Origin of the sequence: Janthinobacterium sp. NKUCC06_STL (assembly GCF_019345455.1) — a bacterium.
In the GTDB taxonomy this organism is placed as follows: domain Bacteria; phylum Pseudomonadota; class Gammaproteobacteria; order Burkholderiales; family Burkholderiaceae_D; genus Janthinobacterium; species Janthinobacterium rivuli.
In genome coordinates, this window is sequence record NZ_JAHKQY010000007.1 from 163,387 (window position 1) to 187,810 (window position 24,424).

The window sequence follows — 24,424 nt, forward strand, 5'->3', positions numbered from 1 at the left end:
AATCGTCCTGCCAGCCTACGCAGCAGCAAACCATACGTCTGTTCGCGAACGAACACAGGACTTATTCAGGCATCTTGCGAAAGCCCACGGCCAGGCGGTTCCAGGTGTTGATGGAGCCGATGGCCAGGGTCACGTTGACCATTTCCGCCGGCGTCAATTGTTCCGCCAGCGCCGCATACACGTCATCCGGTGCCTGGCTTTGCGGCAGCAGGGTCAGCGCTTCCGTCCAGGCCAGCACGGCCCGCTCGCGCGGCGTGAAGAACGGCGTTTCGCGCCAGACGGACACGGCATACAGGCGGCGCTCCGTTTCGCCGGCCTTGCGCGCGTCGCTCGTGTGCATGTCCACGCAAAAGGCGCAGCCATTGATTTGCGAGGCGCGCAGGCGGATCAGTTCGAGCAGCGAGTGTTCCACGCCCAGCCTGGCGATCGCCGCTTCCAGCGAGTACATGGCCTTGACGGCGTCCGGCGAAGCTTGTGTGAAGTCGAGTCGTTGCTGTGTCATGATGGCATTCCTTGTAAAGTAGAGATGCATCATTGTAAAAGCGCAAGCAGTAAGCGCGGCAGGCCAATCCCCCCGAAAACCGGCAGACCACCAGCAGACACACCATGGAATTACATATCCTGATCGACGGCACGCGCGACCTGGGCGGCCAGCTGTACCGCCAGCTCAGCGAGGCCATCCGCTCGGGCCGGCTGACGGACGGCCAGCAATTGCCGCCATCGCGCCTGCTGGCCAGCCAGCTGGGCCTGTCGCGCAAGACGGTGTCCGACGTGTATGACAGGCTCGGCTATGAAAAGCTGCTGGTCGGCAAAGTGGGCGTGGGCAGCTTCGTGCAGACGCCGCACGCGTCGCCGCAGCGGCGCCACGCCAGCACGCCGCTGGCCAGCGCGCAGCGCATCGCCCGCTGGGAAGCGACGCCCACGCCCCTGCGCCGCGCCAGCCAGGAAGAGCCCGCGCGCTACGCCTTCATCGGCGGACGCGCCACGCCCGCGCACTTCCCGCAGGATGAATGGCGCGCCTGCATGCTGCACGCGCTGCGCCAGGGTGGCCAGGCGCGCGGCCGCTATGGCCCTGTCGCCGGCTTGCCGGCCTTGCGCGCGGCGATTGCCGGCCATGCCGCCTTCAGCCGCGGCATCCATTGCACCGAGGAACAAGTGCTCGTCACCAGCGGCGCGCAGCAAGCCTTGCACCTGCTGGCGCTGACCCTGCTGGAAGCGGGCGACACGGTTGCCGTGGAAGAACCCGGCTACCCGGTGGCGCGCGCCGTGTTCGCCAGCCAGGGCGCCCGCGTGGTGGGCATCGAAGTGGATGAGGATGGCCTCATCGTCGGGCAAATCCCGGACGGCACGCGGCTGATCTATGTCACGCCCGCGCATCAATTTCCGCTGGGTATGCCGATGAGCATGGCGCGCCGCCATGCCTTGCTGGAGCGGGCCCAGCAACTGGGCGCCATCATCATCGAGGACGATTACGACAGCGCCTTCCGCTACGAAGGCCGGCCCGAGGATTCCCTGCAAAGCATGGACCGCTACGGCGTCGTCGCCCATGTGGGCAGCTTTTCGAAAATCATGCTGCCGGAATTGCGGCTCGGCTATGCGGTGCTGCCGCAAGCCATCGTGGCCGCAGTGGAAACGGTGAAATACCTGAGCGATTGCCATACGGCCAGCCTGGGCCAGCATGCGCTGGCCAAGTTCATCGTCGATGGCCATTTGCTGCGCCACATACGCCGCTGCCACGATATTTATGCGGGGCGGCGCGAACGGCTGCAGCACTGGTTCAATGGTCCGCTGGCGCCGTGGTTCCGCCTGGTGCCGGCCAGCGCCGGCTTCCACGTGGCAGCCCTGGCGCAGGCGCCGCTCGATATCGCCGAATTGCTGCGCCGCGCACGCCTGGCCGACGTCAGCCTGTATGCGCTATCGGGCTTTTACCATGGCACCGCCCGCCATGAAGGCCTGTTCCTCGGCTATGGCGCCATCGACAAGCTCGATATCGACACGGCGCTGGCACTCGTGCTGGCGATTTTGCAGGAAATAGCGCCCCTCCCCCTCAACGTGGCTGCCAGCGGTAGTGCCCCGTGATCGGATAGCTGAACAGAATATTTTCCTCGCGCGCACCCTCGCCGATGTTGTGGATGATGAGCGGCACGCCGCCCCACGACTGCTTGTCGCTGACGATGCCGATGTGCGTGAGGTTGCGCGGCAGGCGCCAGGTGACGATGTCGCCCGCGCGGTAAGCGTTCGCTTCCTTGCTTGGCTGTAAGCTGGTGCCATGGCGGGCAAAGTACGTGCCCAGGTTGGGCACGCGGCGATGGTCGATATTGCGGTCCGGCCCCTTCATTTGCCAGCGTCCCTGCTGCTGGTACACCTGCCACGCCTTGCGCATGTCCTCGTGCACCAGCACCTGCAAATCCTGCCCCAGCTGGCGGTAGGCGCGCACGACCACATCCGTGCACACGCCCCGCTCGAGCGGCACGTCGCCGCCCGGATAGGCGAGCCGTTCATAGCGCGGGTCGTACTGCACGGTCACGCCCACCTGCTTGCGGGCGGCGGCGACGAGGGCTTGCGGGGTGGCAGGGATTGCCGACGCCAGCATGGGCGCCAGGGCAAGTATCAGTGCGGAAAGCAGTTTGGTCGGCATCAACGTCAGTGTTCGGATGGAAATGCCAACTTTACCTCAGTGGCAAGGAAAACGCCGTACGCTTAGACGGCGGCCAGCTGCGCCAGGTGGGCGGGGAAATCCACGGCCGGGCCAGCCGCATTGATGGTATCAAAATAATCATGCCAGCCCGTGGCGGCGATGCCAGCCAGCAAGGCGTCCAGCGCCGCCTCGTCCGGGAAACGCCAGACGGCATAGAATTGCTGGGCAGCCGCATGCAGCTTGCCGCCATCGATGGCGCCCATGGCCAGCGCTTCGGCGCCCATGCCGGACAAGGCCGCCATGCCGGCGCCCACCGTGTCGAAATACGCCTGGTGCGCGGCGCCGTCGAGGGCCAGCCAGGCCGGTTTTGGGCTATACAGTTCTAACAGGTAATGCATGGTTTTCCTCCAAAGAATCAAGAAATCGAACGCTGGGCGCGCTTGCAGATGCGTTGTGTCGCGGCAGCAGGGCTTTCCAGCAGCCATTGCGCGCACAGGCTGCGCACCCAGTCCAGCTGGCTCTTGGCCGCATCGTTGAGCCAGTTGGCCACGGAATCCTGCACATAAACGGCCGGGTCGGCGCGCAAGGCTTGCAGCATGGGCAAGGCCAGCTGCGGCTGCTCTTTTAAGCGGGCAATATGCGCGCACCAGACGCCGCGCGGGCGCAGCGCTTCGCAGGCGAAACGGCGCACTCTTTCCGACGGGTCCGCCGTCCAAGGTGCCAGCAAGGCAATCGCTTCGTCAAGCTGCGCCGCCAGATGGGGCCGCAGCGCCAGCCAGGCCCATTCGCGCACGCCGAAGTGACCATCGTCGGCCAGCGGCCGCATGGCGGCCAGCTGCTGCGGCAAGGTCCAGCCAGCCTGGGCGGCGATGGTAAAACAGGCCCAGCCGCGTACCGTGTCGGAGGCATGCGCTTGCAGCAGCGCCAGGTCGGTGTTGGCTTCCAACAGCAATTGCGCCGCCAGCGCCATGCGTCTGGTGATGCCGTCTGCCGCCTGCGCGCGCATCCGGTCCAGACGAGCGGCGCCGACAGCGGGCACGGCCGCGGCCAGCAGTTGGGCGAAATCGATGGCCAGGCCTTCCGTCAGGGTGGCGCTGGGCACCTTGCCCCCGCTCAGCAGGGCCAGGCGCGCGGGAGCGATGTCGGCGACGCCACGGCTCATGCGGCACCTCGGTCCGTCTTGCGCCAGGCTTTTTCCAGCAGCGCGCTCAACAACTGCATTTCCTCGGCCGTGAAATCGGCAAACAGGCTGGCGATCCATTGCGCGTGTTCATCGGCCAGGGTCGCGGCGGTCATGTCTCCCTTGGGACTCAGGCGCACCAGCAGCTTGCGCCGGTCGACCTGGTCAGGATGGCGCGCCAGGAAACCGTCGCGCTCCAGGCCGTCGAGCAAGCCCGTGATGGTGCCGCGCGTCACGCCTGCCCGCTCGGCCAGTTCATGCGGCGACAGTCCGCCCGGCACGTCGCGCAGCAGGGACAACAAGACAAATTTTCCTTCCGACAAGCCATGCCGGCCCAGGCGCGCGGCGCAATCGCCATCGATGGCGGACGCCAGGCCCAGCACTTCAAAGCACAGGCGCAGCCGCCCGATGGATGCCGAAGTGTCCGCACCAAGCGCGCGGCGCTGCACGTCACCGAGCAGGGCCGTGTATTTCTGTTCGAGTTTTATCATATGGCGCAATATAATATGGCGCCATACAAAATGTCAAATGGAAAACCGCGATGGTTTTCCTCTCGCCTCACAAGCGGGCTTTATCCCTTGCCCAGGCGATGATGGCATTCGCATCGATGGCGCCCGGCTGGCGCGCCACTTCCACACCCTTGCGGAACAGGGCCAGCGTGGGAATGCTGCGAATATTGAAACGGCTGCCCAGGTCCGGCGACGCTTCCGTATTCACCTTGACGACGCGAAACGCGGGCTCCAGGGTCTTGGCGGCTTGCACATAGAATGGCGCCATGCTGCGGCACGGGCCGCACCACGGCGCCCAGAAGTCGACCAGCACGGGAATGTCGCTGCGCTCGATATGCTTGAGGAAGCGGGCGCTGGCCAGGTCCACGGGCTGTCCCGTAAACAAATCCTTCTGGCACTTGCCGCAAGTGGGCTGCTCAATCAGGCGGCTGGCCGGCAAGCGGTTGACGGCGTCGCAATGGGGGCACACGATGTGCAGGGAGTCTGGCGTGGTCGAGGTCATGGCATTCCTGGAAAGGGTAGCGTACAGTTGCCGGACATTTTACGGCGTATCGTGCAAGGCCGTCGGCACGCTGGCGGCGCCTATCTGGATACTCGACTATAGTGTGCCGGAACGGCGCGCGCATTGCCGAGCCAGCCAAGGAAAACAATGCCTGATGTCGCAGAAAATAGGGAATTGAAGAACGCCGAGCTGGCTGCTGCCCTGGCCTTGCAGCGTGCCGCCTGCCTGGCCCACCCCGTGCCGACCCTGGCCGAGCGCAAACGCGACCTGCAAACCTTGCAGCGCTTCATTCGCGAGCATAAAGACGCGCTCTGCGAAGCGATCAGCGCCGATTATGGCAACCGTTCACGCCACGAAACCTTGCTGGCGGAGATCTTTCCCGCCATTGACGGCATCACCCATGTATTAAAACACTTGAAAAAATGGATGCGGCCGCAGCGCCGTGGCGTCGACTGGCGCAATTTCCCTGGCGCCCGCAACCGCGTGATGCCGCAGCCGCTGGGCGTGGTGGGTGTCATCGTGCCGTGGAATTTTCCCGTGAACCTGAGCCTGGTGCCCTTGACCTACATTTTTGCCGCCGGCAACCGCGCCATGGTCAAGATGAGCGAAAACTCGCGCCACCTGGCGCGACTGCTGATCGACACCATGCCCGCCTACTTTCCGCCTGAAAAACTGCAGTTCTTTGACGAGACGGGCGGCGTGGGCATTGACTTCTCGCAACTGCCGTTCGACCATCTGCTGTTTACGGGCTCCGGCCAGACGGGCCGGGCCGTCATGGCGGCCGCCGCGCGCAATCTGTGCCCCGTGACCCTGGAGCTGGGCGGCAAGGCGCCCGCCATCGTCTGCGCCGATTTCGACGTACGCACGGCAGCCGAGCGCATCCTGTTCGTCAAGTACCTGAACGCGGGGCAAATCTGCACCAGCGTCGACCACGCCTGGCTGCCCGAAGCCAGCATCGCCGCCTTCGTCGACCATGCGCGCCAGATCATGCCGGCCCGCTATGCCGGGCTGAATACGCCAGACTACACGTCCATCATCGACGCGGCTGCCTTTGAACGGCTGCTGCAGGCGCTCGACGAGGCGCGCACACGGGGCGCGCAAGTGATTTCGCTGCTGCCGGGCCCGGCATACGACCGGGCCACGCGCAAGATCGCGCCGCACATCGTGCTCGACGCACCCGAAGACAGCCTGCTGCTGACGCGGGAAATCTTCGGCCCCATCCTGCCGCTGCGCGGCTACACGAATCTGGAAAGCGTCATCGACAGCATCAACGCGGGGCCGCGCCCGCTGGCCATCTATCCGTTCAGCAATGATGCCCGTACGGTGCAGCTGCTGATCGACCGGGTGATGTCGGGCGGCGTGTCCGTCAACGACGCCCTGTACCATGTGGGCCAGCACGACCTGCCCTTCGGCGGCGTGGGCGAGTCCGGCATGGGCCACTACCATGGCGTGGAAGGTTTTCACACCTTCAGCAAGCTGCGGCCCGTGTTTTACCAGGCCCGCTACAGCGCTTTGACACTGCTGTGGCCGCCGTATGGCAAGCTGGCCAGCCGCGTGCTGGCCTTTCTGACCCGCTGATTACAGGAACAGCGAGGCGGCGATGGCCCACATGACGAGGGCGATGATACCGTCGAGCACACGCCAGGCCATGGGCTTGGCAAACACGGGCGCCAGGTAGCGGGCGCCAAAGCCCAGCAGGAAGAACCACAGGGCCGAAGCCATGATGGCGCCGCCGGCAAAGTAGAAGCGTCCCACGCCTTCATGCTGGCCGCCGATCGAACCGAGCAAAATCACCGTATCGAGGAAGGCGTGCGGGTTCAGCAGGCTGAACGCCAGCGCCGCGCCGATCACGGCCCAGTAGCCTTCCGGCGACTTGGCGGCCGACACCGTCAGGGCCGTTGGACGCCAGGCGGACTTGGCCGCGCGCAAGCCATACGCGATCAGGAAGGTGGCGCCGCCGGCCTTGGCCCACAGCAGGAAATTAGGATTGTCGGCAATGAAGGTGCCCATGCCGGCCACGCCGGCCGTGATCAACATCGCATCGCACACGAGGCAGACCAAGATGCAGGTGAGCACGTAATGGCGCTTCAAGCCCTGCTTGAGCAAGAAGGCATTTTGCGTGCCGATGGCCACGATCAGGCTCGCTCCGAGCCCCATGCCTTTCAAGAAAATTGCGCTGTCCATATCGATTCCTTTCTATTGCTTTCCATCACGCGCACGGCCGCCCACGCTCTGCCGGCAACGGCAAAGTCATCAAAGGTAGGTGGAGGGTGGTGCGGAACCAGGAGGACCGCGCGGGAGAGTGGAGTTGTTACCCTATTTCAACAGTGTAAAGAAAAAGTAAATATAAGTATAATGAATGATTCTAAACATATATAAGAGAAACTTATGCGCGTCGTCGATTACCGTGGATTGGCCGCCCTCGACGCCGTGATCGGCCTGGGCAGCTTTGAAAAGGCCGCGCAGGCGCTGGCGATCAGCCAGCCGGCCGTGTCGCAGCGCATCCGCACCCTGGAAAACCTGGAAGGCACCTTGCTGATCATCCGCAGCCACCCGCCCCTGCCGACGGAAGCGGGACAGCGCCTGATCGCCCACTACCGGCAAGTCAAGCTGCTCGAAGCGGCCCTCGACGCCCAGCCCGGTCCCACCACGCAATTGCCGGCGCTGGCCATCGCCGTCAACGCCGACAGCGCCGCCACGTGGATTCCGGAAGCGCTGGGGCCGCTGCTGTCGCCGCCGTCCTGCCTGCTCGATATCCGCCTCGACGACCAGGACCACACCCTGAGCCAGCTGCGCGAAGGGCGCGTGTTTGCCTGCGTCACCAGCGCCAACGACCTGGTGGCCGGCACCACGGCCACGCCGCTGGGCGGCATGCGCTACCTGTGCGTGGCCTCGCCCGCGTTCGCGCAGCAATGGTTTCCCCATGGTTTTACGGTGGAAGCCGTCAGCCAGGCGCCCGCCATCACGTTCGGCAGCAAGGATGCGCTGCACGAGCGCTATCTGCAGCACCGCCTCGGCTACACGGGCCGCTATCCGCACCATGTGCTCGGTTCGGCGCGCGACTTCGTGCGCTTCATCGAAGCGGGCTATGCTTATGGCATGGTGCCCTTGCTGCAGGCGGAAACGGCGCTGGCCGCCGGCAGGCTGGTCGACGTGGCGGCCGGTCAGGCGCTTGACGTGCCCCTGACATGGCATGCCTGGGATATCCAGACGCCCCTCACGCGCACCCTGTCGGACGCCGTCATCGCCACGGCGCGCAAATGGCTGTTACAGGATTGATTGACGCATGCAACATTTTTCTATGCTATACAGCAACTTCCCCGTGTGCGCCCTGCCCGGCCTGGCCTACACTGCAAGCATCAACCATCACCATCAGGAGCAAGCATGACGATCCTGCGCACCACCCTGCTCGGCGTGCTGGGGGCCATCCCGCTGGCTGCCGGCCTGGCCGCCTGCTCACCCTTGATTGCCATCAATGCCTTGTCGTCCGGCAGCGCCTCGCAAGTGACGCGCGGCCTGGCCTACGGCCCCTTGCCGCGGCAAAAGCTCGATGTCTACGCGCCAAAAGTGCGCACGGGACCGGTGCCTGTGGTGGTGTTCTTTTATGGCGGCAACTGGACGACGGGCGAGCGCGCCGACTATGCCTTCGTTGGCCACGCGCTTGCCGCGCGCGGCTACCTGGCCGTGATCGCCGACTACCGGCTGTATCCGGACGTGCATTACCCTGAAATCTTGCAGGATGCGGCCCGCGCCGTGGCTTGGGCCGCCATGGAGTCCAGCCGCCATGGGGGCGATCCGGCGCGCCTGTTCGTCATGGGCCATAGCGCCGGCGCCTACAATGCGGCGATGGTGGCGCTCGACGCCAGCCTGCTGGCGCGCCACGGCATGCGCCCGCACGACTTGCGGGGCTGGATAGGCCTGGCCGGCCCCTATGATTTTTTGCCGATCGAAAATACCACCACCCGGCCCGTTTTCTTTTACCCGGACACGCCCGCCGCTTCGCAACCCATCCATCACGTGACGGCCGAGGCCCCGCCCTCCCTGCTGATCGCCCCCTTGCCCGGACAGGATAAACTGGTCGATCCGCAACGCAACACGGGCGGCCTGGCCCAGGCTTTGCGCGCGCTTTCCAGACCTGTGACGGAAACCTATTTCGACCACGTGGGCCACGCCACCCTGGTTGCCACGCTGGCCGCACCGTTGCGCAGGCTGGCGCCCACCCTGGACGCCGTCAGCGCTTTTATCGATGCCAACAGCGGCACCGGTGACGCGGTCTCGTCCGCGCTCTTGTCCGCAGATTTGTCCGCAGACGTGCCAGCCAAGGCCTTGCAGGCAAGCATAGCCTTGCCGTCCCGCTCAGCTGGCGCGGCCACGATCGCCCCCGAGCTGCACGCATACGACAGAGCGCCCGCCCCGTGAAGGGCGGGCGCTCTACCCAGACCAATACGCACGATATTGCGTGCCAGTTGGCCGCATGGCTAGCCACATATCAAGGCTCGGCCCTTGCGATGCGGCTTAGCTGCAAGCAGCCTCGTGCTTACTCTTTACGGCTGGCGGTGCTGCTTTTGCTTTGTGCGGAGCCCGCTTGCGAGGCGCTGCCGCTGGCCGAGCTTTCGCTGCCGGCCGACTGCTGGCTGCCCTGGTGGCTGCCGCTTTGCAGGCTTTGGCCATCACGGCTTTGCGCGCCGCGTTGCTGGTCGCGGCTGGCGCCGTTTTGCTGATAGGCCTGGAACGGTTCGGCGATGCGCTGCATGGCTTCCTGCTGCTTGCGCACGTTTTTCTCCGTTTCTTCCGAAGCAGTACGGGCGACTTCTTCGGCCAGGGCCTTGGCGGTACGGCTCGTTTCATTCACATGACGCTCTGCCACGTTGGCCAGTTCGACCTGCGTATCGGCTGCCAGACGCGACACTTGTTGCTGGTACTTGCGCAGTTGCTCGGCGGCTGGCTGGCCCGAGGCGGCAGCCACCTGGAACACATCTTCAGCACGCTCGACCGTCAGCAGGTTCTGGCTGGTGACCGTGGTTTCTTCCAGCAAGCCTTGCGCCAGTTGCATGTTCAGGTCGCTGAAGTGCTGCACCGACTGAAACAAGGACTTGGACAGGCCATTGAAGAAAGCCAGTTGCGCTTCCAGGTGGTTTTTGGCGGCGGGGGTAACACTACGGGAATATGGATACATGGAGTTCCTCATTAAATAGCGGTTGGGTGGACATAAACAGATGGCGACACCACCGGCAGTCAAACGGTGAGGCAGACGGCCGGGCTACGCCACGAAACGCGAAAAAACATATCCGGTTGGTGGGAAGATGCTTTGCAACGCGAGTCCCAAGGCTACGTGAGCACCGCAGGTGAGGGATGATCTGGATCAAAGGTGCGCTCGGCTGCGCAGAAAGTTTTGGCTGGACGGCTTGCCCTTGGCAAACGTCAGTGACGGGAAGGAAAATCTGTGCCAGGCACGCTCAAGCAGCGGCGCTCGCGCCCGGCACGACGGGCTTGTAGCCATGGCTGCGCAACGACGCTTCCAGCCAGCGGTTGCCATACCAACCACGCGCCAGCAGGTAACTGAGCTCCGCGGCGGCCATCAGCAGCATCATCGGGCCGATGCGCAGTTCGGTGGCCAGATGGCTGCCAAACCACAGGCAGGCATCCATCGCCAGCATGAGCAGCAACAGCCACCAGCGGCGCTTGGCGACGGCCCAGAACGAGCCCAGGAACAGGGCCGGCCAGGAAAAACCCGCTTTCACGTAGGCATAGCGGCCGGCATCGTCGGCAAACAGGGTGGCGCTGTGCTTCATGCTGCTCTCTTCAGAAAATAACGGTATCAGGGTTCGGGACGGTGGCAGACGGCTTCGACATTGTGACCATCGGGCCCCAGCACGAAAGCGCCATAGTAATTCGGATGGTACAGGGCGCGGATGCCTGGCGCGCCGTTATCCTTGCCGCCCGCTTCCAGCGCGGCCTTGTAAAACGCATCCACCTGGGCACGGTTGTCCGCCGCGAAGGCGAGATGCATGCCGGCATGCGGCGCGCCGCCCACACCGAACCAGAAATCGGGCTTGCCATCCTTGCCCAGGCCGACCCAGCCCTGCTCTTCCATCACCACCGACACGCCCAAGGGCGCCAGGGCGGCCGAAAAGAAGGCCTTGCTGGCCTGTGCATCGCTGACATTCAAACCAATGTGATCAAGAATCATGATGGCGCTCCCTGGAGGTAATGGAATAGGAAATACAGTATGCGTTAGTATTGCCTTTTAAGCAAGCATAACTGCAGATCCCGCACCGTTGCTCCAGAGAGTGCCAGGCACCCGCTTAGCGCAGATTGCCCGTGTGACCAAGTGAATAGCGGCCCGGCTGCGGCCACACAGTCAGGCCGTGCGGTTCCTGGCCGACTTTCACCTTGGCAACGTCGCCGCTGTTCGTATCGATGCGGTAGACCACGTCGTCGAAACGACCGGACAGCCACAGATACTTGCCGTCGGCGGACACATTGCCCATGTCTGGACTGCCGCCACCGGGAATTGGCCAGTTCGACACGACTTTTTCCGTGGCGAAATCGATCACGCTGACGCTGCCCTTGCCCTTCGGCTTGCCATGGATGCGGTGCGTGCCGCGGTTGGCCACGTACAATTTTTTGCCGTCACGGCTAGGATACAGGCCGTGCGCGCCCACGCCCGTCTGGATGAAGCCGATTTCCTTCAGGGTGGCGCCATCGACGATGTGCACGCCGTCGGCATCCATGTCGGCGATAAAGAATTTCTTGCCGTCCGGCGAGATGCGTATGTCTTGTGGCATGCCTTTCTTGACGCTGCAGATTTCATTTGCCGGGCCGCCCACGGGGCCGGATTCGGCAAAGCGCTTGGCCGGCATCTGCAATTTCAGGTAGCCGTCGACCTTGCGGCCCACCAGGTCGATCTTGGCGATGGTGCCGTCGAACTCGCAGGTGAACATGGCGTAGCGGCCGTCATTTGAAAAATCCGCATGGTTGATGCCGCCGCACTGGGGCGTGTCGATCGAATACTGCACGGCCATGGTCTTCGGATCGCGGAAATCGAGGCGGTGGCGCGCTTCGGCCACGACAATGGCCGACTTGCCGTCCGGCGTGTAATACATATTGTAGGGATCATCGACAGGCACTTCCTTGCCCGGCTTGCCCGTCAACGGGTCGATCGGCGTCAAACTGCCCTTGTCCGTGCGCTCGGCATTGTTCGCCACCCACAGGGTGCGCAAGTCCCACGACGGCACCACGTGCTGCGGGCCGCTGCCGACCTTGAACTTGTCGACCACTTTCAGGCTGTCCTGATCGATCACATACACGTCGTTCGAGCGCAGGTTGGGCACGTAGACCCGGCGCAAGTGATCCTTGACGACGGCGCTCATATTGCTGCTGGCGATGCTGCCATACACGTTTTTCGGATCCACCAGCGGCGGCATGCCCGGCAGCGGCGAATACGCGGCGGCCGGCGCTGCGGCGGCTGGAGCCGCTGTGCTGGCGCCGATGACCTGGCTGGCCACGCCCAGGCCGGCCAGTGCGGCAGCCAGGGCGGACAAGGTGACGATGGTGCGTCGTTGAGATTTTTTCATGTGATTTCGCGTCGTTTCGTTGCAAAAAGCCGGAAGTTCAGCACTTCCAGCGGAGTTATTTAGTACGTTGCAGCAGCTGCTTGATGGCAGCCACCGAAGTGTCCACCTGCAGCTTGATACCGATCTGGCCCAGCTCCGCCGTGGCACGGGTCGCGTCGCCGCGCACGCCGTCCGCCACGCCCGGTTTCGGGCCGTGCGCCATGGCCTCGCTGCGTACCAGCGACGGGTCCGTCGCCAGCATCAGCGCCGCGTCCGCCAAACCAGCGTGCAGGCCGATCTCGGCGCTGCTGTGGCCGCGTTTCTGCAGCTCGGCGATATAGGCCGATTGCGTGATGTCATAGTAGTCGAGCAAGGCGTATGCACGCGCATCCTTGGCGGCGGCAGCCTTGCCCCAGGCCCGATTGAGCTTGTTGGCCACGTTCTGCTCGTTCTTTTGATAGCCGCCATGGTCGCCGAGAAAGATGATGTCGCGGAAACCATGCTGGCGCAGGCTGGCGGCCGCCCCTTCCAGCACGGCTTCGAAGGCGGCTGGCGGTATCGAGATCGTGCCGGCAAAACGCATGTGGCCGGTTGGCGGAGCAATCGCGCCTTCGGGCACATAGGAAACGACGGGCGCGACGATGGTATTGCCCAGCTTTTGCGCAATCTGCCGCGCCAGCAGCCCGGCGCGCACATTGTGCTTGCCCAGCGCGATATACGGCCCGCTCTGCTCGACGCCGCCTATCGGCACCAGCACGGTGGTGGCGCCGTGGTCTATACGGCTGCGCAACTCCGTACTGGTCAGCTCTTCCAGCATGACGCTGCTGCTGGCGGGCGCGGCCGCCATGGCGGACGCCGCTGGAATCAGGCAGAACAGGGTCAGTGCAAACAGGGAGCCGAGTGGCTGGGACAGGCTGGATGGCGCGCAAGGCGCCGTTCGCTGGGGGAACTGCAGAGTCATAAGCCAACATCTTTCCGAGGTCATAGCGTGACGCCGTGCCCGGCCTTGCCAGGCAAGCTGGCTGCCACGCAGGAATTGTATTCCATCATGACAGGAAGGGCACGTTAATTTGACGCGGTGCTTTGCAAGGAATTGACGAGGGGAAACTATCTATCAGGCTGTCGTCGCGTTTGCCCCATTCACCTCGCCATCATGGAGAGCCGCGTGGCGTTTCTCGGCATAGGCCTTGAGCGAGCGCATCGTCTTGGGTAGCCCTTGCCGCACTTGTTTGGCAACGGCTGGCCCGAACAGAAAAGCAAGCGCTCCCGTGAACCACACGCGGTGAACGACTTGCGATCCGCCATCTGCGGCAACCACCGTGTGCTCGAAGTGGATGCGGAACAAAGGGATGTAGCCCTCGACGGTGAACGAGCGCCCTGCAGTGCGCTCGGTGACCACCATCGGAATACCCATCCCCTTGTTCGGAACTATCCTGCCCTGTGTTCCCACCGCAAATGGCCCATTGAGCCGGGCTTGCTTGGTGTCCGGATCCCACAGCTGCCATCGGTCGACCTCGCTCCAGATTTGATCAATGACCGTGGGCGGGACCGCAACGTGAATGCTTTCTTCGATTTGCATCAATCGGGTTCTCCCTACTATTATCAATATAATTGCATTCCGGCTGTACTGGCCGGGCCATGAAGAGCGCCTTGTCTATAGCCAGGCTCAAGCGCTATGCCATTGAGCAGGCGCGCTTGACAAGGCCAGTGACCAGGCATGTAGTCACACCTGAGCACGATGCTACCTTAGAAACGCTGCCCAGGGCACCTTGGATGTTGAAAGATGATAAACAAAACACATTGGCGGGTTGAGGAGCTAAAACATCACTCGGCCGATATCGTCTGGCTTGATGCCGAGGATGCTCGCCGTGCCTATGATTTGGTGGTCCTGCATGACTCGAAGACGCATCTCGGCTTGAACATTCACACCGTTGATTCCATCGAGCGGTTCGCCTTCGGAGACGACGTGGCCATCGCAACCAGCTGGTTACGGGAGCGCGTGCCAGGAATTCAGCAGGTCGTGGTGGTGTTTGGCGAAGACGAATGCTTCGCATGCAGCAGTGTGTTCCTGGTCGAGAATTGGTCGGATATTTTTGTACCGTCACGTGACGACGCGATGATCTATTCGAACGACACGCCGTTCATCCTGTTTTATTGCCATGAAAATGCATTCGAGGTGGGGCAGCGAATTGTCTTTGATTAAAGGCCGAGTTCGGCCAGGAACGGACGTTGGAAAGCACTCATCGGTTCCCCCCAACCATTATTATTAGAGGCGTATTGTTTAGAGATGTGCTTGATCAATCAGAAAATGAAATACCTGGCGTTAAGTGCCATGCTCCTTTGGCCAATAGCTGCGAAGGCCGATATTATTCAACGGCATGTGTTTACGGCTATTTCTAGCGGGCAGGACAGCGAAGGTACCGAGGTACTCACTGTGGCGGAAGCTACTGCCTGTGGTGGCAATCAGCTGCGCATGAAGGAGGGGATGCTCGAGAACAAAGACGAATATGCGGACCTCAGATCCGGACTCGTCCAACGGATCCACGATAAGACACCAATGGCCGTGACCTTGTTTGGCTGCCCTGTAGGGAAAACTGGCGAGGAGGCGGTGCCGTTTGCACGCATGATTGCCGGTTGCGGCCCCAGTTCCTGTTTCGACGATAAGGCGCGCCTGTACTTGGACGAAGAGCTCATGCCGCAGGTCAAGGAGCGCTCGCCTTATCTGCTGGTGTTGCCCTTGCCGAAAGCAGCGCTTCCCGGTACTTGGAAGGTGGAGATCTTCGATACGATAAGACGCGACGTGGTGCGAATCTCCGGACAGACCGATGCGGCTGATTTTGTTTCAGGCAAGATGGTAGGTGATTACAGGGATTATGATAGCGATGGCAATATCGGATCACAGGTAGGGCTCGATGCAAATGGGCGCAAACATGGAGTCGGGACTACATATTTTAACGACGGCAAGCTGGAGTCGTTGGGGCAATGGCGCAATGGTCTGCCCGTAGGTGTGCAAAACAGTTACCACCGTAACGGTAAGCTATACATTCGGCTAGTTTACAATGAGAAAGGCGAGCTCCTGGGTACTGAGCAGTTCAGCGAGCAAGGCGTACTGGTGCATTCAGATGGTCAAATGTCGAAAAAATGAACTGATGCAGTGTGCCAGGCGCCAGAAGTATGTAGAGAGATGTAGCAACCATGCAAGGCGCCGTAGAGTGTAGGATAGTTTTTCTATTAAGTGAGGTTGACTGAAAGCGGCCATAAGCAGACAAAAAAACATGGGAAAGCCCATGAAGATCAAACTCTATCCTATGAAATCCTTGTTTTTGGCGCCGCTGTCGGGTATCCCGGCAGTCACATAGGCAGGTATCGCCGGCTCCCAAGCGCGCATCCACGCGACGGCAGCGGTACGCGGCGGTGCCATCGCGGCATTGAGTTTTGTGGAAGAGGACGGCTATTTCATTTTGCCTGTGAAAAAAGACGAGGAGCGTATATCGCTCATCCTTCGGCTGATCGCGTTGCGCTCCGTATTCTTCGCCGGCTGGGGCTGGAATGCGGCCGAGGTGGTAACGTACTACAGGGATCAAGGCCATATCAACGGCCCGTTCAGGATCATCGCCTGGACCGGTCCCGGGCAGTACACGGCCACTTAGCGTCAGGCTTGACGGCCTGTCGACCATCGCTTAAGTTAATGCAATGGAAAAACACACTGAAACGACACCACTCGATCTGCGTTCTGCCGCATGGGCAAGTCTGACGGATGGTTACGGCGGCGCTGAAAAAATTCCCGCGATGCTGCAAGACCTGCGGCGGGGAGACGCAGAGGCCCTGGACGATTTGTATGGCCATATTTGTCACCAGGGCTCGATTTATCCGGCGTCGGTCGCCGCATTCCCGCACTTGGTTTCCCTGGCGGCGGCGGTGACATCGCCGGACCTGCGCGCCGGCGTGCTGTCGCTGGCGGCGTCGATTCATGAAAGCGCCGGCCTCGACGAGGAATTGAAGGCATCCCCTTATGTCGCGGCCTTTCATGCCGCAGTCCCGGCCGCGCTCGCCATGGCAAGCTCCGACCTGCGGCAGGTCGAGGACACGGTGACTGGCATCTACATGCTTAAGGCCGCCGCTTCATTCGCTGGATTTGCCGGCGTGGCGCGAGTGCTGAGCGGCTTTACCAACGAGGAGTTCTGCCTGGCATGTCCTGCCTGCGACGCAGAGCTCTATGTCTGGCCGGTAGCGCAAGGGTTGTCAGTCGCCGCCGAGGATCCCGTCTTTACGCCTGCAGCGAAAACGCTGCTGGTGATTGCCGGCCCTGCCGACAATTCACCCCACCTTGCCGCCTTTGCCTGGTTGCAAGCGCAAACGGACGCTTTGCCATTGCTGGATGACATCGCGTTTCGCTTACCTTTCCTATTTGGCAGCGCATGTTGCGCCGGATGCGGTCACGTTTTTTCACTGATGGATGCGCTGCTCAGCGATGCAGTGGATTAATCCGGCTGCCTCACTGGAGCGCGCCTATTGAAGTCAAGCACAAAACAATAATGTTTGGCACAGGAGGCCGAGGTAGACATGCTCTCGGGGAGTTCCGCTTTCGGCCAAAAGCAGACAATGAAAGACAGGAATATGGCGCAAGTTCGACTGATCGTTTTTGACTTAGACGAAACTCTGGTGCACGCAACCGAGGTCGTTTTGCCTTGCCCTCACGCTTTTCAAATTGGGCCGTACTTTGTCTACGTACGGCCGTTTGCAGCCGAACTGATCAGGTTTTGCGCATCGCACTTCGAGATCGCGGTCTGGTCCTCATCAAGTGAACGTTACGTCGAGACGGTCACAAGCCAGCTGTTCGGCACTTCGTTTCCGGTTGCATTTTCGTGGACGATTTCGAAGTGTGTTCAGAAGGTCGATGCAAAAAGTAACGGTTATGTGTACATCAAGGACCTGCGCAAAGCGTTGAAGTACGGGTATGCGGCAGACGAGATCATTATGATCGACGACAGCCCCGAAAAGATTCAACGGCAGCCGACGCGGCATCTCTGCCTGCCCGCTTTCACAGGCGATCCGCTTGATAATGAGCTTCTTGGCGTTATCGAACGCGTCAAGGCAATGGCGGGAATCCAGTCAGCTACCGCTTAATGGGAATGTCCGCAATGGGGCGCAACCTGCCAACGACGGCAAACGGCCAGGAGCGGACATTTAGCGTTAATGCAGTCGTCACCTAACAAACTTATTTCGGCACGGATAAATGGCGACCTTACTTGAGAACGGCGGGACAGTTGATCTGTGGGGCGGCTGGGTCGTAAGGCTACCGCCTGCATACCATGAGCGGAATGACAATGGCTTGTGGTCTGCATGGGGCGCCGACTGGACAGTCGATGTGCACATCATGGAGGTTGGGGGACAAGCAAACGGCCAGCCTGCGTCACCTGAGGAAATGCTTGGCAAAGAGCGTACAGTCAACGTAAGCGGAAATGGCTGGGTAGGCAGTCGCGAGGTCTTGCATGAGGCCGACAACGGGCGCGAAGTATATCGGCTTGCAGCAAATCTAGCGGCGACAAATACCGTGATGTCTTTCTGGGTTTCGTATTTCGAAGCACACCGGAAGCCTTTCGCCGAAGAACTCATGCTTAACGTTGCGCACAGCGATTAAGGGCAAGGTAAGCAACGGCGCGGAAGTTGCCAATGACTGTAACCGGCCAAAAGCGGCCCTTCATTCCAGTCCGTGTGAAACGTAAGGTCAACAATGAAACGAATTTCAGGCATATCGATAGCGCCGAAGGAATTGGACGAGCTGCAGGCGATCGCCCGAGTGGCGACTCGTACTGCGCTCGACGGATACGAACCAATGCCCGAGGAGTGGGCAAAAAATCTAACGCTTGGAACGGTTTTCGATGGTGACGACCGAATTTTTGAGCTATACATCGCCGCAGAAAAGCCAGCTGACGCTGTGGTAATCAGTACTGCACGGGTCAACCGAAAATCGAGAAATGTCGTGGTCACAATCTCAAATCTCACGGAGCGAAAGCGAAGCTAGTCTCTTAGTTGCTGAGGAATGGCTACTATGGGGCGAAAGCGAACTCACGCGCCCGACAGTGAAGCAGACACCCTGACTGGCGAGAAGCCGGGCGGTGCCCCTCCCTCCGCCCTGCCAGCCCGAACAACTTTACTGCCACTCGCCACAGTTGCAGAACTCAAGGCCCCCATCCGACGACGCCAGCACCAAACCCCCGGCGTACCGGGGCAGTCACAAGGTTCAAGCGCGGGTGCTGCGGCCCGGCAAGGCCAGGCGCCGGCTGGCGGCGGCTGTTGCCGGGGCCGGCAAGCCGCCCGCCACTTTCAACGCTTTCCCTTGGGTATCGCCGCGCAGGCGGAACACGGCCACCACGTCGACCAGCTCGATGGCACGGTCTTGCAGCGAGGAGGCTGCCGCGGCCGCCTCTTCCACCAGGGCTGCGTTTTGCTGGGTGACCTGGTCCATTTGCGAAATGGCCTGGTTCACTTGCTCGATGCCGGCGCTTTGTTCGTGGCTGGCGTTGGCGATGTCGCCCATGATGTCCGTCACGCGCAAGATGCTGGCGACGATTTCTTCCATCGTCGCGCCGGCCTGGTCGACCAGCACGCTGCCCGTGTTGACTTTATCGACGGAATCCTCGATCAATCCCTTGATTTCCTTGGCGGCCGCCGCCGAGCGCTGCGCCAGGTTGCGCACTTCGGTGGCGACCACGGCGAAGCCCCTGCCCTGCTCGCCTGCGCGGGCCGCTTCGACGGCCGCATTCAGCGCCAAAATGTTGGTTTGGAAAGCAATGCCGTCGATCACGCCGATAATGTCGGCGATCTTCTTCGCCGATTCGTTGATCGAACCCATCGTGCCCACCACTTGCGCCACCACGGCGCCGCCTTTGCGGGCCACGTCCGAGGCCGACACGGCCAGCGCGTTCGCCTGGCGCGCATTGTCCGTGTTCTGGCGCACGGCCGAGGTCAGCTCTTCCAGGCTCGATGCCGTTTCTTCCAGGGAAGACGCCTGCTGCTCCGTGCGCACGGACAAGTCCGCATTGCCAGCGGAAATCTGCGCGGCCGCCACGCTGACCGTATCGGCCGAGGTGCGCACGGTGGCGATCACGCCGACGATACGCTCGAGGAATTTGTTGAAGGCCGTGGCCGTGCGGCCCACTTCATCCATGCGTTCGACGGGCATGGCGGCGGACAGGTCCAGCGAGGCGCTGACCCTTTCCAGCGTATGTTCGATATTGCCCAGGCCGCCGCTGATGGTGCGGTAGATATGCCAGGCCAGCGCGCCCGTCAGCAGCACGGCCACGCCCAGCACGGCCAGCATGGTGTTGAACGCCGTGTCGTAGGCGGCCAGGCTCTCGGCCTTCACGTCGTCGACCAGCTTGTTGTTGTAGGCGATGTGGTCATCCATGCTCTTTTTCGCGGCGGCGGCCGTGATGGCCAGCGGCGTGCCGGCCAGCAAGGTGGCGCGCACGCCATCCATATCGCCCGCGTAGGCGGCGGCAAAGAATGGCGCCAGCGCGCGGCGGTACGCTTCCATGGCGGCCTGGTCGGCGTCGAGCATCTTGCTGTCCGTCGCGTCGTACAGGCGCTCGGCGCGGTAGGTGGCGATGACCTTGTCGAAATTCGTGTTGGCGTCGGCCACGGCCTTGTCCAGCGCTGTCTTGTCGGCCAGGTTAGAGAACACGGACAGGCGGTAGCCGGCCAGACGCGAATCGGCCAGGAAACCCTTGGCCGCATTCAAGCCCTGGATGCTGGGGATGATGCGGTTTTGCACGGTGTCAAAACGCTCCTGGGCGCGCTGCAGCTGGATGGCGCCGCCGGCGCCCAGCAATAGCAGGGCCAGCAAGGCGATGGTGAGGGTCAGAATTAATTGCTTGGTGATATTCATGGTGTGTCACAGTAAAAAGTAGCCTGGCAAGGCCAGGCGGGATATGAGCTGCCGATCGGGTGGCCGGGATCGCTTGCAGGCGGCTAAGCCGCCAGCGGGGAAGCCTCGGGCGCGCGGCGCAGCAAGTCGCCATGCTGGCGGCAAAACGCCAGGCCCGCCTTGTGGCCCACGTCGAACAGCAGCTGCATGTTCGAGCTCGACCAGTCCAGGGTGTCGGGCCAGTGCTGCTCGGGAATGCCGCCCATCAGGTCGAGTTTCAGCAGACGCCGCTTGGGCTGGCCCGTGCTTCTGTCCGTGTTGTGCTCGAGTTCAAACAGGCGCAGCTCGCTCTTGGAAATTTTCACCAGCGGCGTGATGATGGAGCGCACCCAGGCGTCGTACAGGTTGCGCGGCTTGCGCAGCAGGCGCTCGTCACCGAGGATGTCGAGGATGACCAGGGTGTCGGCGTCATGGTGCTCGCCCTTGCCTTCGATAAACGGGTCGAAATTGAGCGTATCGAGCGCCGCGCCTTCGATGTAATCGTCGCCCGCGATGGTCGTCGGTGCATACAGAAACGGAAACGACAGCGCGGCGCGCACGTGAATCGGCTCGATCTCGTGCTTGCCCCAGATTTGCATGCGGTGCTCGCTGAGGTTGTAGGCATTGATGTAGAAATCGGGGCGCATGCGCGCCACGCCCGAAAAATCCACGGCTTTTTCCAGGAAGGGCAAGTGCGCGCACAGGCCCAGGCTTTTCGCCGACAGGTCCGATGGCGACAGCGACGACACCATCAATTTCCCCCAGTCCGACCAAGCCGTGGGCACGCCCGCAAACGTTTGCTGGAACGCCTGAAAAAAAGGATTGTTGGCCGGCGGCTGGAAGGCGTCGCGGAACGTGCTCGCCTGCATGCCCGGCTTCTGGAAGACCTTGTAGTTGATCGGAATCATCTTGTAGATGCTGTCGGCCACGCCCGTGTCGGCCCAGCTTTGCAAGGCCTGGCGCGGCGTGGCTTCATGCGGCGTCGTGTAAAGCAAACCCATCAACACACCGGCGCCCGAGGCGGAAATGACGTCGAACTCGATGCCTTCGTCGAGGAACGCGGCCAGGGCGCCGGCGATCAAGGTGGAATTTGGTGCGCCGCCACCCAGCAGCAGACCCGTTTTGCGGGCCGGTTTCGCTGGCGCGGCTGGCGCCGGATCCGGCGGCGTCGTCGTGACTGTCTTCATGCACACTCCCTGAACGGAACGGGGTAATTACCCCTAATTGTTAGTTACTACACGCTTATGGCGCCTCGTCATGTATTTATTTCCACAACCATGAAGTTGATGCAATGTTGTGGAAACAGATATTAAATTAACATAAATAAATTCCTTATGGCAATTTAGTTAACGCATGATGGGTATTCAGAAAGGACATAAGGTGACGGCGCGCGGCGTAGCGTGGTGCATTGCAACAAATAAATGTTCCGCAATGCTAGGAAAAATCTCTGTAGGGTAGGAATATTCCTCAACCAGCCGCCATGGCGGCTGTCAGAGCATTCAGGGGATGGAAGGTGGCGAGGAGAAATGCAGGTGGGTACACAAATGGTCAACAAAAACACGAATCTTGGGCGACAGGTGGCGGCTTGACGGCCACAGCACCCAGAACTTGCTTGAGTACAGTAAGTACTCGGCCAGCACGGCTTGCAGCTCACCCCGTCCGATGGCGTCACGCACGATAAAGTCCGGTAAATAAGCAAGGCCCACACCCTGCGTGGCGGCGCCGATCAAGGCTTCGATATTGTTGCAGGTCAAGGCGGTCGGCAAGCGCAACTCGCCGCCGTTGTCGCCCCCGGCGCGCTGCAACGCCCATTCCTGCAGCTTGCCCGTGGTGGGAAATTTATAGCGCACGCAAGCGTGCCCTTCCAGCGCGCGCGGTGTGGCTGGCACGCCATGGCGGGCGAAATACGCGGGCGAGCCGACGATGGCAAAGGCAAACGGCCCCAGTTCGCGCGCCATCAGCCGCGAATCGGTGAGCGTACCGCTGCGCACGGCCACGTCGACGCCTTCGGCCACCACGTCGACCAGGCGGTCATTGAAATCGAGGTCGAGCTCGATCTCCGGATACAGACGGGTAAACTCGGCCAGCAAGGGCAGGATGATGCGGTAGCCGATCACGGGCAGGCTGACCTTGAGCTTGCCGCGCGGCGCCTCGGCCAGGTGCGACAGTTCCGCCTCGGCATCGCCGAGGTCGGCCAGGATGCGCTGGCAGCGCTCGTAAAACAGCGCGCCCTCGTTGCTCAGGCTGATGCGCCGCGTGCTGCGGTTGAGCAAGCGCACGCCCAGCTTTTCTTCCAGCCGCGCCACGCTCTTGCCCACGGCCGAAGCCGACACGCCGAGCAGCCGACCGGCCGCCACATAACTGGAAGTTTCCGCCGCGCGCACGAAGGCAGCAATGCCGTTCAGATTATCCATACCGTCTCGCCATCTTGATTAGGGAATATTTGTCCGTTATGAGTGGATTTTCAGCCACTTTTTCATGGATTGCGTCCATATTATCATCAGATTCCCCTCTTTCTGGAATCATCCCCATGGATACGAATCTTCCCGCGCAAGCCCCGGAACCAGCGGCAGCACGCCGCACGCTGGTGCTGGCCGCCGTCAGCCTGGCTGCGCTGTGCATGCCGCTCAGTTTTACGGGACCGGCCATCGCCATTCCCGCCATCGCCGCCGACCTGCACGGCACGCCGCTGGCGCTGGCGTGGATCACGAATGCCTTCATGCTCAGCTTTGGCGGCTGCCTGATGGTGGCTGGCGCGCTGGCCGACCGCTATGGCCGCAAGCGCGTGTTCTTGCTGGGCATGGCTGTGTTTTCCGCCGCCGCGCTGGCGCTGGCGGCCGCGCCCGGCATTGTGTGGCTCGACGTGCTGCGCGCCGTCCAGGGCCTCGGTTGCGCCATGGCCCTGTCGAGCGGACTGGCTGCCCTGGCGCAGGAATTCGATGGCCCTGCCCGCGCGCGCGCCTTCAGCCTGATCGGTACTGCCTTCGGCGTGGGCCTGGCCTTCGGCCCCTTCCTGGCTGGCACCTTGATCACGCACACGGGCTGGCGCGCCATTTTTATCGCCACGGCCGCAGCCGGCCTGGCCGCCCTGCTGGCCGCCGCGCACGCCATGCGCGAAACGCGCGACCCGCAAGCGCAAGGCGTCGACTGGCCCGGCGCCCTGACGTTTACCGGTGCGCTGTCCCTGTTTACCTATGGCTTGCTGCAGGCGCCCGACAGTGGCTGGGGCAGCGCCGCCAGCCTGGGACTGCTCGGTGGCGCGGCCATGCTGCTGGCCGTTTTCATCCGCGTGGAGCGGCGCGCGGCGCGGCCCATGCTGGACTTGACCCTGTTCCGCCTGCCCGCCTTTGCCGGCGTGCAGCTGCTGGCCGCCGCGCCCGCGTTTTCCTTCGTCGTGCTGCTGGTGCTGCTGCCGGCCCGCTTCATCGGCATCGAAGGCTACAGCGCGCTGGAAGCGGGACGCATGATGATCGCCCTGTCCGCGCCCATGCTGGTGCTGCCGGTACTGGCCGGCATGGCGGCGCAACGCATTGCCGCCGCGCACATTTGCGCCAGCGGCCTGCTGCTGGCGGCGGCCGGCTTGCTGTGGCTGTCGACGTGCGCGCCGGGCCAGCCGCCTGCCACCTTGATCGGGCCGTTGCTGCTGATCGGCTGCGGCATCAGCCTGCCGTGGGGTTTGATGGATGGCCTGGCCATCAGCGTCGTGCCCGTCGAGCGGGCCGGTATGGCGGCCGGCATCTTCAATACGACGCGCGTGGCGGGCGAAGGCCTGGCGCTGGCCATCGTCAGCGCGCTGCTGGGCACGTTCAGCGTCGCGGCGCTGGGCGGTGCCGGCATCGGCGCGCACGAGGCGGCGCACGCCGGCCCCTTCCTGGCGCTGGGCGAGCTGCGCCATACAGCTACCCTGTTGCCGCAGGCCGGCGCCGGCGAACTGGCGCAAGCGTACGGTACGGCCTTCCGCCATTTGCTGTATGTGCTGGCCAGCATTACGACGGCGTCGGCACTGCTGATCCTGACATTCCTGCGTCATCCGGCCGGTGCTACCGAACATATTGCCACCGCGCCCGCCAGCAAGACGACAAACTGACCCGCTAGCTTCGCCCCTGCAAGACCGGGCGGCTCACGTGCCG

The 24,424-nt window shown here is 62.4% G+C and carries 27 protein-coding genes; 11 read left to right on the forward strand and 16 right to left on the reverse strand.

What is annotated here, in order from left to right:
* Positions 1-61: 61 nt before the first annotated feature.
* Entirely contained in the window at positions 62-502 is a 441-nt protein-coding gene (locus KO539_RS21105; RefSeq protein WP_219311465.1) for a carboxymuconolactone decarboxylase family protein, read from the reverse strand.
* Positions 503-606: 104 nt separating this feature from the next.
* On the opposite strand from KO539_RS21105, the gene KO539_RS21110 reads away from it, so the two are divergent.
* On the forward strand, positions 607-2,079 hold the full coding sequence (locus tag KO539_RS21110; RefSeq protein WP_219311467.1) for a PLP-dependent aminotransferase family protein: 1,473 nt from the start codon (positions 607-609) through the stop codon (positions 2,077-2,079).
* On the opposite strand, the gene KO539_RS21115 is transcribed toward KO539_RS21110, so the two are convergent.
* The 5 genes from KO539_RS21115 to trxC form a co-directional block, all read right to left on the reverse strand.
* The gene (locus KO539_RS21115) at positions 2,048-2,638 is read right to left on the reverse strand and encodes a DUF1287 domain-containing protein (RefSeq protein WP_219311469.1); all 591 of its coding nucleotides are present in this window, start codon (positions 2,636-2,638) and stop codon (positions 2,048-2,050) included. The genes KO539_RS21110 and KO539_RS21115 overlap by 32 nt on opposite strands.
* A 62-nt stretch (positions 2,639-2,700) precedes the next feature.
* Complete coding sequence (locus KO539_RS21120; RefSeq protein WP_219311471.1) at positions 2,701-3,036, reverse strand: DUF6616 family protein; 336 nt, start codon at positions 3,034-3,036, stop codon at positions 2,701-2,703.
* 17 nt (positions 3,037-3,053) lie between these two features.
* Positions 3,054-3,800: a HEAT repeat domain-containing protein gene (locus KO539_RS21125; protein WP_219311473.1), complete on the reverse strand. Its 747-nt coding sequence runs from the start codon at positions 3,798-3,800 to the stop codon at positions 3,054-3,056.
* Positions 3,797-4,306, reverse strand: a complete 510-nt coding sequence (locus KO539_RS21130; RefSeq protein ID WP_374106474.1) for a MarR family winged helix-turn-helix transcriptional regulator — start codon at positions 4,304-4,306, stop codon at positions 3,797-3,799. Before KO539_RS21130 ends, KO539_RS21125 begins: the two co-directional genes overlap by 4 nt.
* Positions 4,307-4,376: 70 nt before the next feature.
* A complete protein-coding gene (gene trxC, locus KO539_RS21135; RefSeq protein WP_219311476.1) occupies positions 4,377-4,829 on the reverse strand; it encodes a thioredoxin TrxC in 453 nt (150 codons plus the stop codon).
* Positions 4,830-4,976: 147 nt separating this feature from the next.
* On the opposite strand from trxC, the gene KO539_RS21140 reads away from it, so the two are divergent.
* Positions 4,977-6,407: a coniferyl aldehyde dehydrogenase gene (locus KO539_RS21140; protein ID WP_219311478.1), complete on the forward strand. Its 1,431-nt coding sequence runs from the start codon at positions 4,977-4,979 to the stop codon at positions 6,405-6,407.
* Here the strand turns inward: KO539_RS21140 and KO539_RS21145 are convergent, their stop codons facing one another.
* On the reverse strand, positions 6,408-7,013 hold the full coding sequence (locus KO539_RS21145; protein WP_034757131.1) for a LysE/ArgO family amino acid transporter: 606 nt from the start codon (positions 7,011-7,013) through the stop codon (positions 6,408-6,410). It abuts the gene before it with no gap.
* Positions 7,014-7,217: 204 nt separating this feature from the next.
* Between KO539_RS21145 and KO539_RS21150 the strand changes: the two genes are divergently transcribed.
* Positions 7,218-8,108 (forward strand): LysR family transcriptional regulator ArgP, encoded by an 891-nt coding sequence (locus tag KO539_RS21150; protein ID WP_035817600.1) that lies wholly within the window; start codon positions 7,218-7,220, stop codon positions 8,106-8,108.
* A 105-nt stretch (positions 8,109-8,213) separates the two neighbouring features.
* Entirely contained in the window at positions 8,214-9,248 is a 1,035-nt protein-coding gene (locus tag KO539_RS21155; protein WP_219311480.1) for an alpha/beta hydrolase, read from the forward strand.
* A gap of 118 nt (positions 9,249-9,366) precedes the next feature.
* Here KO539_RS21155 and KO539_RS21160 read toward each other — a convergent pair whose 3' ends face one another.
* The 6 genes from KO539_RS21160 to KO539_RS21185 form a co-directional block, all read right to left on the reverse strand.
* Positions 9,367-10,005, reverse strand: a complete 639-nt coding sequence (locus KO539_RS21160) for a phasin family protein (RefSeq protein ID WP_035817596.1) — start codon at positions 10,003-10,005, stop codon at positions 9,367-9,369.
* Positions 10,006-10,285: 280 nt separating this feature from the next.
* The gene (locus tag KO539_RS21165) at positions 10,286-10,621 is read right to left on the reverse strand and encodes a hypothetical protein (protein WP_219311482.1); all 336 of its coding nucleotides are present in this window, start codon (positions 10,619-10,621) and stop codon (positions 10,286-10,288) included.
* Positions 10,622-10,647: 26 nt separating this feature from the next.
* Positions 10,648-11,019, reverse strand: a complete 372-nt coding sequence (locus tag KO539_RS21170; protein WP_219311484.1) for a VOC family protein — start codon at positions 11,017-11,019, stop codon at positions 10,648-10,650.
* A 115-nt stretch (positions 11,020-11,134) separates the two neighbouring features.
* A complete protein-coding gene (locus KO539_RS21175; protein WP_219311486.1) occupies positions 11,135-12,406 on the reverse strand; it encodes a YncE family protein in 1,272 nt (423 codons plus the stop codon).
* Positions 12,407-12,461: 55 nt separating this feature from the next.
* Positions 12,462-13,346: a creatininase family protein gene (locus KO539_RS21180; RefSeq protein WP_307789190.1), complete on the reverse strand. Its 885-nt coding sequence runs from the start codon at positions 13,344-13,346 to the stop codon at positions 12,462-12,464.
* A 153-nt stretch (positions 13,347-13,499) separates the two neighbouring features.
* A complete protein-coding gene (locus tag KO539_RS21185; RefSeq protein ID WP_219311488.1) occupies positions 13,500-13,964 on the reverse strand; it encodes an SRPBCC family protein in 465 nt (154 codons plus the stop codon).
* Between the two features lie 204 nt (positions 13,965-14,168).
* Between KO539_RS21185 and KO539_RS21190 the strand changes: the two genes are divergently transcribed.
* The 6 genes from KO539_RS21190 to KO539_RS21215 all read left to right on the forward strand — a co-directional run bounded on the left by KO539_RS21190 (position 14,169) and on the right by KO539_RS21215 (position 18,026).
* Positions 14,169-14,588, forward strand: a complete 420-nt coding sequence (locus tag KO539_RS21190; protein WP_219311490.1) for a hypothetical protein — start codon at positions 14,169-14,171, stop codon at positions 14,586-14,588.
* A gap of 90 nt (positions 14,589-14,678) precedes the next feature.
* The gene (locus KO539_RS21195; protein WP_219311492.1) at positions 14,679-15,530 is read left to right on the forward strand and encodes a toxin-antitoxin system YwqK family antitoxin; all 852 of its coding nucleotides are present in this window, start codon (positions 14,679-14,681) and stop codon (positions 15,528-15,530) included.
* A gap of 292 nt (positions 15,531-15,822) precedes the next feature.
* Complete coding sequence (locus KO539_RS21200; protein WP_219311494.1) at positions 15,823-16,035, forward strand: hypothetical protein; 213 nt, start codon at positions 15,823-15,825, stop codon at positions 16,033-16,035.
* Positions 16,036-16,078: 43 nt separating this feature from the next.
* Positions 16,079-16,870 (forward strand): hypothetical protein, encoded by a 792-nt coding sequence (locus KO539_RS21205; RefSeq protein WP_219311496.1) that lies wholly within the window; start codon positions 16,079-16,081, stop codon positions 16,868-16,870.
* Between the two features lie 117 nt (positions 16,871-16,987).
* Positions 16,988-17,512 carry an HAD family hydrolase gene (locus KO539_RS21210; protein ID WP_219311498.1) on the forward strand — a complete coding sequence of 175 codons (525 nt, stop codon included), beginning with the start codon at positions 16,988-16,990 and terminating at the stop codon, positions 17,510-17,512.
* 109 nt (positions 17,513-17,621) lie between these two features.
* Positions 17,622-18,026, forward strand: a complete 405-nt coding sequence (locus KO539_RS21215) for a hypothetical protein (protein ID WP_035817575.1) — start codon at positions 17,622-17,624, stop codon at positions 18,024-18,026.
* Between the two features lie 603 nt (positions 18,027-18,629).
* On the opposite strand, the gene KO539_RS21220 is transcribed toward KO539_RS21215, so the two are convergent.
* The 3 genes from KO539_RS21220 to KO539_RS21230 all read right to left on the reverse strand — a co-directional run bounded on the left by KO539_RS21220 (position 18,630) and on the right by KO539_RS21230 (position 22,708).
* The gene (locus tag KO539_RS21220; protein WP_219311500.1) at positions 18,630-20,276 is read right to left on the reverse strand and encodes a methyl-accepting chemotaxis protein; all 1,647 of its coding nucleotides are present in this window, start codon (positions 20,274-20,276) and stop codon (positions 18,630-18,632) included.
* A gap of 83 nt (positions 20,277-20,359) precedes the next feature.
* On the reverse strand, positions 20,360-21,481 hold the full coding sequence (locus KO539_RS21225; protein ID WP_257626388.1) for a patatin-like phospholipase family protein: 1,122 nt from the start codon (positions 21,479-21,481) through the stop codon (positions 20,360-20,362).
* 312 nt (positions 21,482-21,793) lie between these two features.
* Entirely contained in the window at positions 21,794-22,708 is a 915-nt protein-coding gene (locus tag KO539_RS21230; protein WP_219311502.1) for a LysR family transcriptional regulator, read from the reverse strand.
* Positions 22,709-22,824: 116 nt separating this feature from the next.
* Here KO539_RS21230 and KO539_RS21235 point away from each other — a divergent pair, with 116 nt between their 5' ends.
* Positions 22,825-24,381 carry an MFS transporter gene (locus KO539_RS21235; protein ID WP_219311504.1) on the forward strand — a complete coding sequence of 519 codons (1,557 nt, stop codon included), beginning with the start codon at positions 22,825-22,827 and terminating at the stop codon, positions 24,379-24,381.
* Positions 24,382-24,424 lie beyond the last annotated feature (43 nt).